At 39.7% G+C, this 22,686-nt stretch carries 2 protein-coding genes (1 of these 2 running past the window's edge); both read left to right on the top strand.

Annotation, left to right across the window (positions count from 1 at the left end; genetic code table 11):
* Positions 1-6,472: the 3' portion of a non-ribosomal peptide synthetase gene (locus IYN84_RS02455; protein ID WP_196137574.1), read on the top strand. Its footprint begins 1,487 nt before the window's first position; only the last 6,472 of its 7,959 coding nucleotides appear in the window; the start codon falls outside the window, past its left edge; the stop codon is at positions 6,470-6,472.
* Entirely contained in the window at positions 6,469-22,686 is a 16,218-nt protein-coding gene (locus IYN84_RS02460) for a non-ribosomal peptide synthetase (protein WP_196137575.1), read from the top strand. The genes IYN84_RS02455 and IYN84_RS02460 overlap by 4 nt, the downstream gene beginning before the upstream one ends.

Consider the following 22,686-nt stretch of genomic DNA (forward strand, 5'->3'; position numbering starts at 1 on the left):
TCACGTCGTTGCCGAAAATTCTAATATTGAAATGGCCAAGATTAGTCTTGTTTCAAGTGAACAACAATGTCTGCTTACGGAGTCAATTATTTGCAGTGGTGCACAGAATGAAAAAGGGAACTTAGCGCATCAATTAGTTGAAAAGCAGGCAGAGAAAGTTCCTGACGCGATTGCTGTAAGACATTATGAGCGAACGATTACATACGGAGAACTTAATAAAGCCGCTAATCAGCTCGCTCAATTCTTAGTGGAAGAAGACGTGCAAGTTGGTGATGTCATTGGTATTCCAACAAACCGTTCGATAGAAATGGTTATAGCAATGTTAGGCGCTCTAAAAGCTGGAGCAGCATATTTACCTATAGATACTTCATTGCCGAAAGAAAGGCTTAATTTTCAAATTGCTCATGCAGGTTTGGAAATGATTTTAGTATGGTCTGACCTAATCTCGGACTTGCCAATCAAGGGTGTTGATTTTGTTGATCTGGATGAAATTACAAGTGGAGGATTTTCCGCATACAGCTCAGAAAACCCAAATATAGAAAGTCTTACATATGAAAATCTAGCCTATATTTTGTATACTTCAGGTACTACAGGTAATCCAAAAGGTGTGGCTGTAGAGCACAGGAATTTTGTTCATTACTTACAACACTGTTTAAGTTCATATTTTGACCGCCATATAGCCGGAGCGATTGTTAGTACTCCAACTTCTTTTGATGCAACAGTTACGAGTTTGTTTTCGCCACTTACGGCTGGGAAAACTGTAGTTCTATTGAGTGATTGTAGCGAAAAGCTTTTTTCAGAACTTAGCACTTATTTATTTGAGTCTGAACAAAACTGGTTATTTAAACTAACGCCTGCACATCTCAATACTCTTTTAAAGCTAGAGGACAAGCAAACTAGTGTTAGTGCTCAGCACGTTATCGTCATCGGTGGTGAGCAACTTACATACCAATGTCTAGAACCATGGGTTGTACAATGTTTGCCTGGTTCTTTATTTATCAATGAATACGGACCCACTGAAACAGTTGTAGGATGTACAACATATTCAATTAATAGCGATACCAACCTCAAGCCAAGATCACCAATACCTATTGGTAAACCGATTAATGCAACAAGACTTTATATACTCGATGACTATGGAAAACTCTTGCCAAGAGGTGCAAAAGGCGAACTATTTATCGGCGGAGGAGGCGTCGCAAGAGGTTATCTGAATTCACCGGATATGACGAGAGAGAGGTTTGTCGAGAGTCCATTTGTGGATGGAGATAGACTCTATCGCACTGGTGATTTGGTCAGATATTCTGAGGAAGGAGATTTGATTTTTTTAGGTCGGAAAGATCAGCAGGTAAAGTTTAATGGTTACCGAATAGAACTTGAAGACATCTCAGCAAATATCTGCCGAAGTCCTTTTGTCAAAGAAGCTATCGCTGACGTGGATATTCTGGAGAATGGTAAGCAGCAACTGATAGTTTTTGTTTTGGTTGAGGGTTCTGTTTTCGCGTCGGACCATAGTTCGTTGATTGAAGAATTAAGGGGGATTGCAAAACAGAATCTTCCTTCTTATATGCTTCCCTCTAGCTACATCATTCTAGAATCATGGCCCTTGACCAGCCATGGAAAGATCAATCGTTCTGCGCTACCGCGAAATAATGTTACCTTGGTCGAACATAATGACAAAGAACCTGCAAATAAAATCGAATTTGAGCTATTGGAAATCTGGAAAGAATTGCTCCAGAACCACGAAGTTGGTGTTAACGACAACTTTTTTTCGCTAGGTGGAGATTCAATTCTTGCAATACAAGTATCAGCGAGAGCTTCTCGAAAGAATATCAGGGTTTCCACAAAGCTGATATTTGAGTATCAAACGATAAGAACTCTTGCTAAACAAGTTGAAGGAAACAGCGAGACTAGAGCAAGTGCAATTAATAGTGAGGTGACTGGAAAGGTCGACCTGACTCCTATACAAAAGCTTTTCCTAAACAGTGGATATCCCAAAGATTGCTTAGTACAAAATGTATTATTGAATGTACCTCTGGAACTTGATGGAGATATTCTGGCTAAAATGGTGTATGAAATACTAGCCAGGCATGACGCGCTTCGTACAATGTTTAAATCCTGTCAGGGTGAAATTCAAGCTCTGGAAAACTATAGCGCAAAAGAGTTTGTATCTGAAATAGACGTTCAGAATCTGGATGAACAAACCCTGCAATCCATTTATTGCGAGCAGTTAAAGCATATTAAACCTGAATCTGGTTACTTGACTCGATTTGTTCTAATCAAAAGTGGTCTGCAGAGAAGACTGCTTTGGTTAACTCATCATCTTGTGGTTGATGGAGTATCCTGGAGGATTTTAGTAGAAGATTTGGGGGTGATGTGGAGTCAATACGCTAACGGTGAAGCTTTTGATTTAGGACAAAAAACCAGTTCACTGAAAGATTGGGGCGCAGCGTTAAAAAACTATGTTTGTAGCGATCGATTGCGCGAAGAGAGTAACTATTGGCAAACAAAAAATAAGCAGTTAGTAGAAAACTTTCCCTCTCCTTTAACAGCCGAAAATCTACAATGGCAGACTCGTAGTTTTTCATTGTCCAGGGAAATTACTAAAAAGCTATTGTTAAGGGACAAAGAACATAATCAACTTTCTGATGATATGATTCTCCTTACAGCATTTTCGGTAGCTTTTGAACGAAGTGCAAAATACGACTCTATATCAATTTTCGTTGAAACTCATGGCAGAGAGGAGCTTGACTCATCAGTTGATTTAAGCCAAACCGTGGGTTGGTTTACCAGCCTGTATCCTATACACCTGGTGGTTAGTGATACGATTAGCGAGCGTTTGATTTCTGTTAAAGAACAGTTTAATACACCATGTGATAAAGGCTTAGGCTATAGCGTTTTATCTCAGCTTGAAAGTGATACGCCCGTCGATTTTATTAAGCCAGAAGTAATTTTTAACTATCTTGGACAGTTTGAACTGTCTAAGGAACAAGGTATGGATATAGGTCTGGCAAAGGAAAGCGTTAATATTATATCTGATGAAGCTTTCTTTTTGGGAGAAAAATTAAGCATCAATGCCATGGTTGTAGATGGCAGAGTTCAATTTGGAATAAGCTTTGAGCAAAATGCAGTTGCTCCTTCACTGATTGAAGAAATAGTTGTTCAATTAGAAGCATGTCTTGCTGAAGTAATAGCTGTTACTAACAATGTCGAAGACTTTAAGCACCCGAGCGATTATCCCTTAGCGAGACTGACTATTGATGAACTTGCGAAGCTTTCAACTGAATTCAAAGTTGACGATATTTATCGTGCCACTGGCGTTCAATCTGGTCTTCTTTATCATAGTGAGCTTTCTAAGGAAGCCTATGTTAATCAAATGCTATTGACTATAGACGATATACAAGAAGAAATTTTTAAGGAGGCATGGAATAAAATTATAGATAGGTATGATATTTTGCGAACAGCCTTTGTACTAACTGAGGCAGGGTATCATCAAGTTGTAACAAGTCCTAATCTGGACTGGCAAGTTATTAATATTTCTGATTTGTCGCAAGACGAACAGTATCGGTATATCGACCGTGCCAGGATAGATGATAGAGCTAAAGGATTTGATTTTAGAAATCCGCCCTTGATGCGTTTTAGATTATTCCGGTTGGCTGAGAATAGTTATCGATTGCTCTGGTCACATCATCATGTATTGTGGGATGGTTGGTGCAATTCGCTCATTTATAATGAAGTTATATCTATCTATCACGAGTTACAGTCTCTCGAGCAATTGTCTATTCAGCCGAGAGCACAGTATAAGCAATACATAAGCTGGCTGGAACGTGCCAACAGCTCAAAGGCAATTGACTATTGGACATCATATCTTTCAAAAATTGAGAATGTTTCTCACTTTCCACAACAAACTCTCGGAGATTTAGTTGGGGATGAAAAATTTGAATTGTCTTTAGGGAAAGTTCTAACAAGTAAACTAAATGAGTACGCCAAAGCGCATCACTGCACTTTAAGTGCTCTGGTGCACGCCGCATGGGCGTGTTTGTTGTCATACTATACGGGAGAGTCAAAGGTCTTGTTTGGTTCGGTTATCTCTGGTCGACCGACAGACTTGCCTGGAGTGGAGGATATTATTGGAGTATTTATTAATACAATTCCAGTTATTGTTGAGCTTAATCAGGATGAACTTCTCGGCGACTTGGTCAACAACATCCAAAGCGACTTTAATAACTCAAACGAGTTTGGCTACCTCCCGTTAGCAGAGATACAAGCTTGTAGTAGCTTTCAGTCCCTTTTTGACTCAATTGTGGTTTTTGAGAATTTCTCCAGTCAAAAACAAAGCGGTGGACAAGGTAAGCATGGTCGTTCCCTTACTAAAGAAATGAGCAGTTTCGAAACCTCAAATTACCCTATCACTTTGGTTGTTTTTGGCAGTGAGGAACTAGCTTTTCGACTTCAAGTGAAGGAAAAACAATTTGAAAGGCGAATAATTGAAAACGTACTACATCATTTGCGCAATCTATTTGAAAGTATTGTAGAGCCTGGGCATCAAAAGCTAGATAAATTAGTGATGCTCTCAGAACACGAAATTCATCTCTTGAGAAACGAATACAATAATACACAGAGAGATTATCAATTTGAGCAATGTTTGGAACAGCTGTTTGTTGAAAAAGTAAAAGACAATCCTGAGAATATTGCTTTGGTTGACGAGCAGGGAAGCTTGACGTACGCAGAGTTGTTTTGTGCTTGTTTCGAACTGTCTGAGCGACTAGCTTCATTAAATCTACATCATGAAGAGTTAGTTGCGATCAGATTGCCGAAAGGTAGATGGCAACTGATTGCAACATTAGGCGTTATGATGTCTGGCGTCGCTTACTTACCACTTGAATTGTCGTGGCCTGATGAAAGATGTGAAAACATTGTAAAACGCGCTGGATGCAGGTTTGTTTTGGTACTGGATGATTCACTGGCGCTTTCGTCTACTCAGCCGGTTGTTTTGGATGTCACACGGGAAATTAATCAAAGTTACATTGATGAAGTGAAAAAATACAAGCCTATGCAGAGACCTGCAGATCTGGCATACGTTATCTTTACTTCAGGCTCTACAGGAACACCAAAAGGTGTCGCTATAGAACACCGATCTGCAGTTAATACAATTTTAGATATTAACCAGGAGTATGGCGTTAGCCAACAAGATAAAGTGTTGGCTGTTTCCGCTCTAAGTTTTGACTTGTCGGTTTATGACCTTTTCGGATTACTCGCCGTGGGGGGAACCATAGTATTTCCTCATGACCGCTTGGCTAAGGACCCGTCTCACTGGTTGGATATGATTGAAAAACATCAGGTTACCATCTGGGATACCGTACCTGTATCGGCTGGACTATTGGTTGAACAACTAGAAATGTCACAGAGACAAAGTACCGCACCTTTACGTTGTGTGATGATGAGTGGTGACTGGATTAATCCCGCATTACCCAAGCGTATTTGGAACGTATTTCCGGAGGCAAAAACTTATAGTCTGGGAGGCGCAACTGAAGGCTCTATTTGGTCCATTCATCATCCTATCACATACGATACCAGTAGTCTTAAATCTGTTCCCTATGGAAAACCTCTGGGAAATCAGAAATTTTTCATTCTCAATGGCAATCAACAATTGTCACCTATAGGTGTGGTTGGTGAGTTGTGTATTGGTGGGGAAGGCGTTGCTCGTTGTTATTACGGTGATGAAAGACTAAGTCAGGAAAGATTTATTTATCACGAAGAGCTACAGCAGAAACTTTATCGTACTGGAGATTTAGGACGTTACTTGAGCGATGGCAATATTGAGTTTATTGGACGAGTCGATCATCAAGTAAAAATAAACGGATTTCGAATAGAGCTTGGTGAAATTGAGCAGCGGTTAAATGCATGCAAAGATGTTGAAAGTTGCTTGGTTCTGGCAAGAGAAAACTCGCATGGGACTAAATATTTGGTCGCTTTTGTCAAATTGGTAAACAATAAAGTGGAGGCAGAGTTCAAAAAACAGTTAAAGCAACTGTTACAAAACGAATTGCCAGACTACATGGTACCTAATCACTATGTGTTCGTGGAACAATGGCCTCTCACAGCTAATGGTAAGGTTGATTTAAAAGCGCTACCCAAGTCTGAGGAATTTCTGACTTCAGATGAGTATCAGCCCGTCAAAGGAGAACTTGAATATGCACTGTTGAATATTTGGGCAGAACTTCTCGAGGTGGAAAAAGAAAGAATCAGCGCTATAGCGAACTTTCTCGAAATTGGGGGGCATTCTCTACTAGCGGTGAGAATGGTCGCAAAAATTGAACAGCAGCTCGAAGTGAAAATAAGCTTACATGAGTTATACAGCTATAACTCGATTAGAACGATTGCGGGCTTGATTGATAAGAAAATGGCACTTCGCAAAATATCAGAAACAATTAGTGAAATGGATGAAGCAGAAATTGAGGAGTTTTCACTGTGAATGAAGTAGAAAAAATCATAGAAGAATTAATTGAAAAAAATATTCACGTTAATGTTAGCGATGGGAAACTATCGATTAAAGCTCCTAAGGGTGTAATGAATGAAAGCTTAATGCAGCTTATCAGGACACATAAAGATGCTCTGGTAGCATTTCTCGAGTCCAGTTCGAGCGATGGGAGTACTCAGAAGATTAATGAAATCGTCCGTGTAGACAGAAGTACAGAAAAATACTACCCACTTTCGTTCGCACAACAACGTCTCTGGGTTATCGAAATGCTTTCGAAGAACAATACCAATACAATGCCTGCGGCATTTCGCGTAAGAGGCGATTTTGATATTTCGCATGCGGAAAAGGCTATACACAGGATTATTAAACGACATGAGATATTAAGAACAATCTACATAGAGGAAGATGGACAACCTTTTCAGAAACTAAGAGATACCTTTGATTTTAGTCTCTTTGTTAATGATTTAAGTGATCTGCCATGTGCTGAAAAAAATAAAGAACTTGAAAGACTAATTACTAAGAATGAACTTGTTTCCTATGATCTGAACAGGGATTTGATGCTCAAAGTAACATTTGTTGACTTGGGGTGTGGGGCCGCTGAAAGGGAGGGTGTGCTGCTGTTCAATATGCACCATATAGCTTCAGATGGCTGGTCAATGAGTGTCTTAATGCAAGAGTTTGTTGCACAGTACAATGCCTGCATGCAGGGACAACAAGATCCTTATTCATCTCTAGATATTCAGTACATCGACTATGCAGTATGGCAAAGAAGTGAAGCAAATGAGAAAAAGCTTGCCAAGCAATTTGAGTATTGGAAAAAACAACTTTTAGATGTTCCTTTGGTTCACTCTCTACCTTTGTCTAATCCAAGAAAAGCCGGTAAAACTCAAGCTAACAGTACAATCGATTTCAGGCTGTCTGAGTGCTTGAGCGAACGATTGGGAATAATTGCAAAACAAAATGATGTTACTGTGTTTGTACTATTTCATGCACTGTTTTCATTGCTACTCTCAAAGTTTAGTAATAGCGAAGATATTGTTGTGGGGACTCGGGTTGCCAATAGAACCCATGCTGATCTGGAAGCACTGATTGGCTTCTTTGTTAATACATTAGTTTTAAGAACAAACACCAACAGTCAGACATTTTTGGAGTATTTGTCTCATGTAAGAGAAGTCAATCTTTCGGCTCAAGATAATCAGGATTTCCAGTTTGAGCATTTACTCGAAAAATTAGAAGTTCCGAGAAATACAGATTTCGACCCACTAGTACAAATATTAATTACCGCCAATAAATCAGAAGTTGCGGATCTGGATATAGATGGTCTGACATTCTCTCAAGACAGAGTGGTTGACGTATCTGGACAATTTGATTTGAAAATTAACGTGATGGAATCTGAGCAAGGTACAGAAATTAGTTGGGTATTTAATGAACATTTGTTCGATAAGAATTACATTGAGCTTCTTCAAGCAGGATTTATTGCACTAATTAACCAGGTCGCAGAAACTCCGAATATTGATTTGTCCAAAATTAGGCTGATGTCTGCACCTGAAGAGCAACAAATTATTAGCATTGGTTCTGGAGTTGAGACTAAATCTGAACATAGTGTGTCAATCTGTCAGTTAATCGAACTTTCAGCTTCAAAATGTCCGGACGCTACTGCTCTGGATTGCAATGGTAAAAGAGTTTCATATTCTGAATTACTAACTGCGGTAAACAAGTTCTCTGCCTTCTTACTAGATGAGGGGGTTGAATTTGGAGAAAAGGTCGGAATTTTATTACCTCCCAATAATGAATTAATGATTGCCATTTTAGCGATACTTAAAATTGGTGGAGTGTATATCCCCATTCTACCCGAGCAGGGGGATAAGCGATTCCAATCAATAGTAGATGAGGCAGAAATTAACATAGTCATTACTAGTAGCAACATGGTCTCACAACTTTCGTTATCTGGTGTTGAAGTTTTATTAATGGACGATGTCGCGAATGATGATTCGTGGTTGAGCGAATTTACAAATGATGAAGTTAAGCATGTCTATGAACCAAATCAGTCAGCGTATGTGATCTATACGTCTGGCACTACAGGGAAACCGAAGGGCGTAGAAATAAGTCATGATAGCTTATTAGACTACTGTGAATATGCCAATGCTAATTATTATAAGAGTGCAAATGGCTCTGTTGTTGTTACTTCACATGCCTTCGACATCACTGTCCCAAGCTTATTTCTACCACTGATAAATCAAGGAACAGTCTATTTGCCTGGAGAGGAAAACCCTCTTTCATTTCTTGCTGAAAAATTAATTCGTAGTGAAATTCAGTCATTATTGCTACGACTCACTCCCATGCATGTTAAAGCTCTACTTGAGTTAATTGGCGATAGAAAAATTGTCGGGAGTCATATTTTTGTTGTTGGAGGAGAAAGCTTTCTAGCTGCCGATGCTAAGGCACTGCAAAGAATTTGTCCGAAAGCAACAATATACAATCATTACGGCCCTACAGAGACTACAGTCGGGTGCGCAATCTACAATATATCCGATAATATTGAACTAATTGAACAATCTATTCCGATTGGACTCCCAATGGATAATCACTATCTTTTTGTGCTCGATGATAATATGAATCTAGTACCTGTCGGTACAAAAGGAGAGCTGTATATCGCTGGAGCCGGGTTAGCCAAGGGGTATTTAAACAACATGGATGAGACGGGTAAAAGTTTCGTTTCATTATCTATCGGGAATAAGGAAACTCGCCGGTTATACAAAACGGGTGACATTGTTCGTTGGAATAAACGCAATGAGCTTGAGTTTATCGAACGCCGTGACAATCAGGTGAAAGTGTCTGGCCATAGAATTGAGTTAGAGGAAATTAGATGTAATCTTGCTAATTGCAACAAAGTCAAGTCTGCAGTGGTAACCCTTGTTGATGGGGGGGCGGAGCGGAAATATATAGCTGGTTTCATTGTAATGGAAGATCATGTCGACTCTTCTGAGTACGAGAAGGAAAGTTCTGCAATCAAATCGGCACTTAAAAGAGTACTTCCAAGCTACATGCTTCCCTCAAGACTCCAAATTTTAAATGAAATTCCTTTAAAGCCCAATGGAAAAGTAGATCATGCCAAGCTGATATCTCTTCTCGACAATTCTTTTTCAGGTTGCTCTGCTGAAAAGGCAAATTCCAAACTGGAATTATTTGTAATGCGCATTTGGCGAGAGGTCTTAGGAAGTGAACATCTGGGCGTGGTAGATAATTTCTTCGAGATGGGTGGGAACTCCATTTTAGCTATTCGGGCAGTAAACAAAATTCAACAGTACCTGGATAGTATTGTTCATTTGGTTGTTATATTTGATGCGCCGACTGTACGAGAGTTCTCTAGTTATCTAAGCGAAAAATACAGTGAGGAATTGAATCGGTTAGGACTGTTGGAGGATACTGATTGGCAAGATGCAAGTAGATCGAATAGTTCATCAGGCTTTACCATGAGTGATATTGAACAGTTCAAGAAATTGATTCCTTTCACGCCAAAGTTGGAGGCCATGCTTGAAAATAGAAATAAACAGAAGGTAGTTTTTCTACTTTCTCCACCGAGATCAGGCTCGACATTGTTACGAATAATGTTAGCAGGCCACTCCGGTCTGGTTGCGCCGCCTGAACTGGAATTAATTCACTTTGATTCCTTAGCTCAACGCCAGAGTGCATTTAGTGGACGCTTTCAGTTCCGACGAGAAGGCGTACTTAAAACATTAATGGAAATCAACGATATAAATTTAGATGAAGCAAGTGCACTTGTAGAACGATTTATTGAGCAAGATATCTCTATAGCATCTTTTTACGATTATCTACAAAGCAAAGTTTCGCCGCAAATACTGGTAGATAAAACACCATATTATTCTTACCATCCTGACATTCTGAAGAACATTGAGCGATGTTTTGAAAATGCCCATTTTATTCATCTGACAAGGCATCCGTACGCTACGATTAACTCATTCGAAAAAGCGCAGATGGATCAGGTGCTATTGATTAATGAACATGATTACTCTACTCGTGAGCTTGGTGAGCTAGTTTGGGCAAACTCTCATAGCAATATTCTGGATTTTCTAAGTACAGTCCCTTTGCAAAGACAGTGTCGAGTGTCCTTTGAAGAGCTTCTAAGTGATTCTGATATGGTGATGCGGAAAGTATGTGATTTTCTTGACATTGAGTTCGAGGAATCTATGTTGAAGCCTTATGACCAGAACCAGAAGCGAATGACTGATGGCGTGCATAGTGTTTCAAGAATGTTAGGTGACGTCAAGTTTCACAGTCACGACGAAATTAATGCTAGTGCCAGAGACTCATGGAAAAAGCATATAAAAGATGATTTCCTTTGCCAGGATTCATGGGGAATAGCAGCCTCTCTTGGCTATCCTGAAGAAAAAATATCTGCGAAGCTTTCGATAAAGCCTCTTCCTCAATCGAAAGATTATCAACTATCTTTTGCTCAGCAGCGTCTATGGTTTGTTGACAAAATGCATGGTGGAAGTCCGCACTACAATATTCCCATTGCTGTGCGTGTTACGGGTAAGTTTGATCTAGGTATCGCTGAACAAGCACTTCAGCAGTTGATTGAAAGGCATCATTCTCTTCGCACGGTTTTTTACGAAGTTTCTGGAGAGCCTCGTCAAAAAATATTACAAGATATCAAGTTTGAAATTAAGCGTTATGATCTAACAAGGGAGCAAGGTGTAGCACAGCAAGATAGTCTGGAAAGGCTCATAAATGAAGATGGATTGAAGGTTTTTGATCTTGAAAATGAAATCCCTGTGAGAGTCAGTTTTGTACAAACGGGTAAAGATGATGGGGTACTATTATTCAATATTCATCATATAAGTTCCGATGCATGGTCGATGGGAATATTGATTAAAGAGTTTACTTTTTTCTATCAATCTATTCAGCAGGGCGAGCAAAGTTCGCTTGAACCTTTGCCAATTCAATATGTCGATTTTGCGCAGTGGCAAAGAGAATTACTTAGTGGTGAAATATTAGAGGAGAAATTATCTTTTTGGAAGGATGCGCTTGATAATGTGCCTGCCGTTCACAAGATACCGCTGGACTTTAAGCGGCCAGAGAAAAAGCAATTTGCTGGGGAGTGGGTTTCTGGTGAAATTGGTGCTGGAACGACTCAATCATTGCAACAAATTGCAAAAGAACAGAACATGACTTTGTTTATGGTGTTACATGCTACATTGGCTTTACTGCTGGCGAAACACAGTGAGTCCCAAGATGTGGTGATTGGTACCTCCGTTGCTAACCGTCAAGATGCACAGCTCGAGAATCAAATAGGTTTCTTTATTAATACTTTGGTGTTAAGAGTTAATACCGAACACGAGAGCTTTGAAGACTATTTAGCTCATGTTAAGAAAGTTAATCTTGATGCGATGGCAAATCAGGAAATTCCTTTTGATTTTCTGGTGGAAGCATTAAATGTTGAAAGGAGCAAGTCATATAATCCTCTTGTTCAAATTTCATTTTCAATGAACTCGATAGAGCGAGAAGTACTGGAGTTATCGGATGTCAGTTTTAGCCAGCTCGATGGGGCCGAACCGCTGACTAAATCAGATTTGCGTATACGTGCGGAAGTGAGTCAAGGGAAAATATATCTAAATCTACTTTATGATAAGTCACTCTTTTCCAAAGCCAGAGTTCAAAGAATGATCCAGCATTGGACAGAAATACTTGAACGTATAGCAGAAAATACAGCTCAGTCTATTAGTGAGATTTCTACGATTTCTGCTAAGGAAAAACATCGATTGATAGATGTGATAAACAATACAAGTCAATCATACTCAAAAGACCAAAGAGTTGATGAAATTATCATTCAGCAGGCTACTCTTACTCCTGATGAGATCGCTCTCCAATGTGATAGATATCAGCTTTCATATTCAAGATTGAATAATATTACTCAGCGAATTGCAGGTTTTTTATGTGCTCAAAAAATAGGTAGTGGGCAGCGGGTAGGTGTTTTGTTAACTTCAAATTCAGCTTTGCCCGTAGCTTTCTTATCCGTAATGCGCGCTGGCGCTGCCTACGTTCCTTTGCAATATGATCAGGAGTTTGAAAGGGTAAAGAAAGTAATTCACGACGCTAACATATCGATTCTGATTACATCGAATGATTTTATTGGAAAAGAAGAGTTAAGAGAAGTCAATGTCTTTTCTATCGATGATAGTATAGAAAATGAAGGCTGGGGTGAAGAGTATTCAGGTTTTCTGGCTGAAACTGATAGGTGTTTGGAAGATAGTGCCTATATCATTTACACATCAGGTTCTACAGGGGAACCCAAAGGGGTAGAAGTATCACATGGAGGACTATTAGATTACTGCCAATTTGCATTGGAAAATTATCTAGGCGAGACTAAAGATTCTGTAGTCGTAACTTCTCCTCAATTTGACATAACCAAGCCCAGCCTTTATCTGCCTCTAATGTCTGGGGGAACTGTGTTTCTACCTGGAAAATGTGAAATATTCGAACATCTGATATCCCATTTGAGAAGTACAGGTAATCGTCCTTACTTATTCAGAATGACACCACTTCATATTCGGGGCTTGTTGTCATTACTTGATAATGAAAGGCTCATTGGGGCTCATGTATTTGTGATTGGAGGCGACAAACTTGACATTAAAACCGCAAGAAAGCTACAGGCAAGCTTTCCAGATAGCCAAATATTTAATCATTATGGTCCTACAGAAACGGTAATCGGTTGTACATTGTTTGATGTTTCAAAGTTTATCGATACTTTGGATCACGTTGTTCCGATAGGCAAACCGATGGCAAATACGGAGGTTTATGTTCTAAATCACGATAAACAGCTGGTTCCAGAAGGGAGTCTGGGGGAGCTTTACATTGGTGGAAAATGTGTCGCTAAGGGATATATTAACCAGACAGAGCTGACACGAGAAAAATTTGTAGACAACCCATTTAAGCAAGACGGTTCAAAATTATATCGAAGCGGCGACTTAGTTCGTTGGGGAAAAGATGGTAATTTGGAGTTTGTCGGTCGCTCCGATGAGCAAGTCAAAATCAGGGGGTATCGAGTTGAATTAGGAGAGATTGAGAATGCTTTAAGAGCGTTGGAAGAAGTAGAGCAGGCTGTAGTGTGTTACCACTGTGATAGTGAACAGTTAGCGGATTCTGAAGCGGTTGAAAACGACTCCAAACTGATTGCATATTACACCTCTCAAAAGGTGGAAGAAGAAAGCAAACTCAGTGATGAAATTTTAACTAAGGTTAAACTTTCATTACCTGACTTCATGCTTCCACAAGCATTAGTCAAGATAGAGAAGCTTCCTATAGGTAGTAATGGAAAAGTTGACAAGCGTCAATTAGTCAATATTAATGCAAGATTTGGTAGCGACAATAATATTTTAACTCCTAGGAATGCTCTTGAGTCCTATGTGTTATCTGTCTGGGAAAAAGTCTTAAAGAGAAAAGCTATAGGTGTAGACCAAAGCTTTTTTGAACTGGGGGGGCACTCATTACTCGCGATTCAGGTGATAAGTCAACTGCAGAAATTTATTGGCGAAATTGTCCATGTGGCGATAATTTTTGACAATAATACAGTTGAAAAAATGGCGCTCTATTTAGCTCAGAACTACACTTCTTCCTTGCAGGAGAAGGGACTTCTTGATGTGGTCGAAAACGTTGAGCAATCAATGGATAAATTTTCTGTTGATAATGAGAAAATTGATTTCCTGCAAAGGCTTGTGCCTAACCGACCAGACAATAAATCAGTAATTAAACCATCAGATGAAAAGGTTGTATTTCTGCTTTCGCCGCCACGTTCTGGTTCTACATTGCTTAGGGTTATGTTGGCTGGAAGTCCTCAGTTATTTGCTCCGCCAGAGTTGGAATTGTTGCAGTTTAATAATCTTGCACAAAGGCAGGAAGCTTTTTCTGGAAAATTCAAGTTTAGACTAGAAGGATGCATCAGGGCCTTTATGGAAGCAAAGTCGCTTGACGCCGAAGCTGCGATCCAATTAATGAAAGAGTACGAGTCAGCCAGCATGTCCGTTTTTGAATGCTACAAGGAGTTAAATGAAAGTATCGGAGGCCGGCTTTTAGTTGATAAGACTCCATTTTATTCGTATCACCCGGATATACTTGCGCAGGCTGAAATCTATTTCCCGAATGCGCAATATATTCACTTGGCCAGACATCCATATGGGATGATAAATTCATTTGAGAAGGCTCAGATGGATCAGATTCTTCATTTAGAAAGGAATGAGCTCTCCACCAGAGAGCTAGCTGAGCTGGTTTGGGTTAATTCTCAAAGAAATATTTTGGGATTTCTGGAAAACATACCAGAGAAGAGAAAACATTCAGTTAAGTTTGAAGAACTTACGCAGAGTCCGGAAAAGTGCATGCGCGAAGTTAGTAAGTTTTTGGGCATTGAGTATGTTGAATCAATGTCAAATCCATACGATGGTTCGAAAGGCAAGATGACGGATGGTGTCCACTCCGACTCTAGAATGATCGGCGATGTAAAGTTCCATTCACACAAATCAGTCAATGCCTCAGCTTCATCGTCATGGAAAAAACAACTTAATCAAGAATTCTTGAGTGACGAATCGAAGCTTACTGCTATCAGCCTCGGGTATAAAGATTTTAGCACCAAGATACAAAAAGAACTGCCTCCAATTGTCGCATTGCAGAAAAAGGAAAAATACCTGCTTTCTTTTGCACAGCAGCGTCTATGGCTGGTAGATAATATGCTCGAAGATAGCTCGCAGTTTGTCAACTTTAAAGTATTAAACGTAGAAGGTCATTTTGACATAGATGCTGCTGAGAATTCGTTGAGAAAAATTATTGAGCGACATGCTACCTTAAGAACAGTTTTTGGCGAGGATGATCAAGGTCCTTATCAAAAAGTGTGTGACGATATTGAATTTTCAATTCAACGGATGGATTTATCAGAGGTATCCAGTTACCAGAAGAATATTAAACTCAAGAAAGTTTTAAAGGCCGAAGGAGAGCGCTCATTTAATCTTGCTGAAGACTTACTGATTCGTGTTGGTTATATCAAACTTTCCAATAATGAAGGTGTATTGTGGCTTTCTAATCACCATATTGCTTCTGATGGCTGGTCCGTAGGATTACTGATAAAGGAATTTGTCGCCAACTATCAAGCACTACTAGCAGGTGAAACCAATCCTCTTTCTCCGCTAAAGGTTCAATATACTGACTACGCCGAGTGGCAGCGCGCCTGGCTAACCGATAAGCGACTGGAGCAACAGCTGGATTATTGGGATCAACAGCTAAATGACTTACCGAAAGTTCATACTATTCCATTAGATTTTGAAAGGCCAGATGTTAAAAAGCATCACGGCAAGATAATATCCTGTGACTTGTCGTCCGAGCTAAGTAAAAAGTTAAAAGGGATAGCAGCAAAAAATGAAATGACGCTATTTATGTTACTGCATGCGGCTCTGGGGATTGTAGTATCAAGACATAGTGCCAGTCACGATGTGGTGATTGGTACTCCGATGGCGAACCGGTTAAATGCCGATTTGGAACCGATGATTGGCTTCTTTATCAATACCTTGGTTTTGCGAACAAATACCCAGTTTGACAACCTATCTGATTATTTGGCTCATGTTCGTCAAGTAGATATCGATTCGCAAAATAATCAGGACATTCCATTTGACTATTTGGTTGAACGACTAAATGTTGAGCGTGACCTATCTCATACACCACTTTTCCAGATTATTTTTAATATGGCTGTTCAGGAACAGCGCAGTATTGATATTTCCGGAGTAAGCTTTTCAAGCATTCCAGAGACTACTCCAACAGTAAAATATGATTTGCATTTAGTCGCTAAAGATCTGGATGAGGGAATTAACCTATCCTGGCTTTATGATGTTTCATTATTTACTGAAAGTCATATCGAGATGGTTAAGGAACACATGATTAATGTTCTGAACTCTATCGCAAGTATAGAAGAGGACTCTCTCGCTGGTGTAAAAATGCTGTCAGAACAAGAAAGCGTACACCTCATATCAGAACTTAATGTCGAGCAAATTGATGTAAACGATGATTCTCAATTACATCTTATGTTTGAGCAACACGTAAAAGATGCACCCAATGAAATAGCAATAGTTTTCAATGAGGACGCAATTACTTTTGATGAGTTAAATCAACGTTCCAATAGACTGGCTAAATTTATTTTGGAACGAAAAGAACTGGACTCAGATAGAAGAAGAGTAGTCCTTTATTTTGAAAGAGGCTTTGAAATGGTAGTGTCAATTTTCGCCATGTTAAAAGCAGGTATTACCTATGTGCCTATTGCTGCCGATACTCCGCGAGAACGCCTGAATTTTATCCTTGAAGATTCGGCAGCAGATCTGTTGCTGACTAGTGAAAGACTTGCTGAAAACCTGGGAAAAATTAATGTGTCTATGTATGCAATTGATGCTTTGGGTATTAAGCAACAAATGGAACATTATGATGCAATGAATCTTCCAAATTTAAAGGGCACTGCAATCGATAAGGAAGCTTATATTATCTATACCTCTGGAACCAGTGGCATGCCAAAAGGAGTTATCAACTCGAGTGGTAATTTATCCAATTTTGCTAGTGGATTTGAGGAGCAGTTAACGGCTCTAACCTTGAACGAAAGGCATAGCTGGCTTTGGAATTCTTCTTACGCATTCGATGCATCCGTCAAAGGTTTGGTTTGTCTGGCGAAAGGATGGACACTGATCATTCCATCTGAAGAAGAACTAACAAACCTAAATGCCCTTACAGAATTAGTCGAGTTCAATGAAATTCCAGTAGTAAATGGACCTCCTATGCTTATTCAATCTCTATTACCTTTGTTGGATAAACTGGAAAGCCCAACGCATCTGATTGTGAGCGGAGAATATGTAAGTCAAAAGCTTTGGGAAGAAATATATTCATTCTGCGCCAAAAATAATATCAGGGCAATAAACGCATATGGACCAACTGAAACGACAGTTAACGCATCTTTTGCATTAATAAATGATCAGGAAACAACGAATATTGGTCGACCGGTACAGAATTGTTCGATCTACATTCTTGATGAAAATAGAAACTTGGTACCTAAAGGCTGTGTGGGAGAGTTATACATAGGAGGTAAAGGCGTTGCGCTAGGGTATACGGGCGACATAACTTTAAGCAAAAAAGCCTTTATAAGCTCTCCGTTTAATAGCGACGAGATCCTGTTTAAAACTGGAGATCGAGTCCGTTATACCGAAAATAATCAGTTAGAGTATGTCGGTAGGGTGGACAGTCAATTTAAATTCAGGGGGTATCGTATTGAGCCTCAGGAAATTACACGGGTTATTAATAGTTATCACGGAGTGGTAAGTTCAGCGATTAAAGTTGATTTTGATGACGTGGGAAATGTCGTCAGGTTCAACGCGTTTGCTATTACTGATAAGGGGGTTACTTCGGAAGAGTTAGAGGACTTTGTTGCTCTTAAGCTCCCGCCGTATATGGTTCCATCCAATATTTACCTGGTGAAAGAATTTCCTGAAGATCGAAATGGAAAAATCGATTTTCAGAGCTTAAAGCAGGATGAGAACATAGTAAAAGATGCTAGTGAAGAAGTATCCGACTCAACAAACGTCTCCTTGCAACTTACTGTAATTTGGAAGGAATTGTTGCAGAAAGACGACGTTCGCCCTGACGATGATTTCTTTAAGTCAGGCGGACATTCGCTTTTGGCTATGAGGCTAATTTATGAAGTGGAAAAGCAGTTTAAGGTAACGCTTAATATTAAAGACTTATTTCAGAATCTGACGCTTTCTTCACAAGTGGAACTAATTTCGTCATTGTTAAAAGATACAGCACCGATAGAGCAGCTGAGTTTAGAAGAGGAAATTAAGAATAAACTTATTGGGCTATGGAAGACTTTACTATCAGTTGAAACGATTGAGCTGTCGGATGATTTTTTCAAGGTTGGAGGGCACTCTTTATTGGCGATGCGCTTGATATATGAAGTTGATAAAGCGTTTAGTATAAAAATCGGCATTAAAGACTTGTTTGAGAATCTAACTTTAGGCGAACAAATAGAGTTGCTTAAGAATAAAAGTGGTTTGACTTTTGCTGATAGTGAGGGAAGTCATTTTGAAGATGCTTCAATGTCGCCAGATGTTTCCTGTGGAGAGCCAGGAAAATCTTCAGAGTCTTCTGGAATGCCGCTGTCCTATGCCCAGGCTCGATTGTGGTTTATTGATAAGCTTCAGGGTAAAAGTGTTGAGTACAATATGCCTAAAATCTTCAAGATAAAAGGTGACTTTAATCTCGATAATGCAGAGAGTGCATTAACTGAGATCGTCAGGCGGCATGAGATTCTAAGAACCGTCTATATAGAAAAAGATGATGTTCCTGCTCAGAGAGTTTTACAGCGTTTTGAATTTACCATCGAAAGATTGGATGCGTCTAATTTATTGCCGTCTGAACAAGATGAGTTAATACAAAAAACTATAGATAGTGCTTGTAATTATCAATTCGACTTAAGCAAAGATTTAATGGTTAAGGCTACTTTTGTGACCACAAATAAGCGTGGGAGTAGCGAAAATGAGGGTGCAAGCGAAGGCGTATTTGTTTTAAATATGCATCATATCGCTTTTGATGGCTGGTCATCAGGCATATTAATAAAAGAGTTTGTTGAGTACTACACTTCACTACAAAGAGGTAAGGCGGCAGAGCTTAAACCACTGGATGTTCAATATACTGATTATGCAGTGAAACAACATAAGGTGTTAACAGGTGAACTGCTCAATGGTCACCTGGATTATTGGCGAAGCAATCTGGCAGATACAAATTTAGTACACGGTTTGCCAATAGATTTTTCCAGACCATTGAACAAAAAATATGTTGGCGAAAAAATTAGTTCATGCTTGCCGTTGGATGTTTTGCAAAAGCTTGAGTCTATAGCTAATAAACACAATATGACTTTATTCATGTTAGTACACGCGGCTCTATCATTGACGATATCAAAGTTTAGCTATCGTAAAGAAGTTGTAATTGGAACCCCTATAGCGAATCGTATTGATGGTTCGTTCGAGTCTAATATTGGTTTCTTTTTGAATATGCTAGCGCTTAAAGTTGACACCAGTTTCGAGAGTTTGGAGGAATATCTAAAGTCTGTTAGAGAAGTAAATATTGCAGCGCAGGCTCATCAAGCACTACCTTTTGAATTACTCGTTGAAAAACTGAATGTAACAAGAACGACTGCACATACACCTGTGTTTCAAATAATGTTCAGTATGAATACCAATGAAAGGGGAAGTCTTGCAATTCCCGGATTGGAAATATCATCGTTTAGTGAAAACAAAAGTTCTGTAGCGAAATTCGATCTTGACATTAGCGCAGCCAAGACCACTGAGGGACTGGTTTTGTCATGGTGTTATGATAAATCTCTGTTTAAGCCGACAAGTATACAGCGGCTTAGTAGTTATCTTGAATTTGTTCTTCTCAGGCTATCTGAACCTTCAGATGATCGTATGTCGAATTTGTTTTCAGTGTCTACTGATATCTGTTATGACGCTTCTCTTCCTCCACCAACATTGAACGATAGTCTTACCAATTTAAGACCACAAAGTGTTTTGGAAATGTTTACTTGTTGGGTCGAGCAAAGTCCGCAATCGATAGCCGTCAGTTGGATGAATAAGCAGTTTAGCTATTCCGAACTGGATCGCCGATCTAACAGGCTGGCAGATCTACTAAGGGCGAGAGGCATTACCAAGTCAAAGATGATAGGCCTATATATGGATCGAAGTTTTGACTTGATGGTCGCGTTACTTGCAACTTTGAAGGCTGGTGCGGCCTATGTGCCAATCGATCCAGAGCAACCAGCAAAACGAATAGAATCGATGATAGGACAAGTCGATTTGGCTCTCGTTATAACCGACCTGGATACTTCAGGACTGTCTTTAGGGACCCTGGATATTCTTGAACTTTGTGAGGAACAAGTTCAAGCCAAGCTGTGTCAGGAAGTATCAGAAGAGATCGGGCCGCAGGTAACATTGAATTCTCAGGATCTAGCTTATGCAATTTTTACATCTGGCTCAACCGGTATGCCTAAGGCTGTGGCGATAGACCATGGCGCGCTTGCGAACTTTATACTTGGTATCAGCGAACGACTAGGAAAAGATATCAGAAAGTTACTCGCTGTCACGACCTTTTCTTTTGATATTGCCGCGCTTGAATTGATTGCTCCTTTGGTGAATGGTGGTGAAGTAGTATTAGCTAGTCGAGATCAAGCTAGAGATCCATCACAAATTTCAGACTTACTAAAAGAACATGAAGTAACCTGTATGCAAGCAACACCGGCAACCTGGCAGATGTTGTTCGATTCTCAATGGAAAGGAAGTAAATCTTTGACTGCCTTGTGTGGCGGGGAAGCTCTATCAATACAGTTGGCCAAGAACATACTGCCGCTTTGTAATACTTTATGGAATTGCTATGGACCGACAGAGACTACGATATGGTCAATGCTTAAAAAAGTCAACTTGAGTGAAGACTCTCAGGTTATTCCTATTGGCAACGAACTGGATGGATACCATCACTTCGTTATAGATCTCGATGGAAATCCTGCTCCAAAGGGAGCTGTTGGAGAGTTGTGTATAACTGGACGAAGTTTGGCTACGGGCTATATGAATAATCCAGAATTAAGCAGACAGATGTTTGTCGAGAGCAATCATTGCGGAGAGTTCGGAAGATATTACAGAACAGGTGATTTGGTAAGGTATACAAGCAAAGGGAATTATGAGTTTCTAGGACGCAAAGATGAGCAAGTCAAAGTAAGAGGTTTCCGTGTTGAGTTAGGGGAAATTGAATACCATATCAACCAGTTCTCTGGCATTAGTGCATGCGTAGTAGTCGCTGCTACGGATGAATCTGAGTTTAAAAGGCTAACGGCTTATTTAAAGCTAATAAATTCTGAAGCTTCGCTAGAAGAAAAAGTGAAAGATTCGCTTAAACAACATCTAAGCAAACTTTTGCCAAACTATATGATTCCAGGTGCTTTTGTGATAGTCGATGACTGGCCTAAAACCGCTAGCGGTAAAATTGATAAAAAGGCGCTTAGAAAAGTTAACTCTGCAGTTACTTCCAATGAAGACTATGTTGCACCTCTTGGAGATATTGAAATTAAGTTGGCAGCAATATGGAGTCGATTGCTTGACATAGAATTGGCACAAGTGAGCAGGGATAGCGACTTTTTTGAGTTAGGAGGCCATTCATTACTGGTGATGAAACTAATCTCAAATATTCGCGAGGTATTTTCCTTAAGTTTACCAATGCGTGAGATTTTTCGAAGCTCGAGCCTTAGGCTGCAAGCTAATTTAATAGAAGGTAGCACTTGTGATTTGGAATTTGAAAGAGCTGTTGAACGTTTCGGGAGCTGTATCGTCAGGCTTAATCAATCTTATAGCGAAAGAAAAATTTTCTGCTTGCCTCCAGGAATGGGGAGTGCAGCAGCATATCGAGGCTTGTCAGATTCACTAGCAGACGACTTTGAATTATATGCACTACAGCCACCGGAAATATTTTTCGAGAAGGATACTCCTCAAACATTCTCAGATTTGGTTGGATTCTACAGTGATGTAATTCAATCTGTACAACCAACTGGAGGCTATTCCATTATTGGATATTCGCTAGCAGGCCCCATTGCCTTTGAAGTCGCAAGAGAACTCAAGAATAGAGGAGCTCAAATTGAGTTTTTGGGTATTATCGATTCACCACCTATTGTCGCTCGTAAGGTTGAAGAAAGAAGAGAGTGGTATATACCTATTAAAAAGGCATTTGATTTCTACTCATCTCAAAATTCCGAATTTCAATTTGATTTCAATTGGAACGATCTGGTTGAGTTATCAGCGAAAGAGGGAATTGATTCAGTCAGGCAAGCCTATTTTTGTCAGGAACTGTCGATAGCTGGGCTGGATAAAAATTTATTTAGTCGTTACCTAAATTACTTGCTCGAAATCGAAAGAAAAACTGCAAGCTTTGTTCATTCGACTAGCAATTCTGATATGACTTTGTTTAGAGCGACAAGTCGTATAGATAAGTCGAGTCAACTGGGGTGGGAATGCATTTCGTCGGGAGAAATAGAAGTAATCGATATTGAGGGTGAACACCATGAGTTGATGCTTCATCCTGTTGTCAGTGATTTGTCGGATAAACTTAAACGAGCAATATTCAAGGGATAA

Source organism: Aliikangiella sp. G2MR2-5, from assembly GCF_015687155.1.
Classification (GTDB): domain Bacteria; phylum Pseudomonadota; class Gammaproteobacteria; order Enterobacterales; family Kangiellaceae; genus Aliikangiella.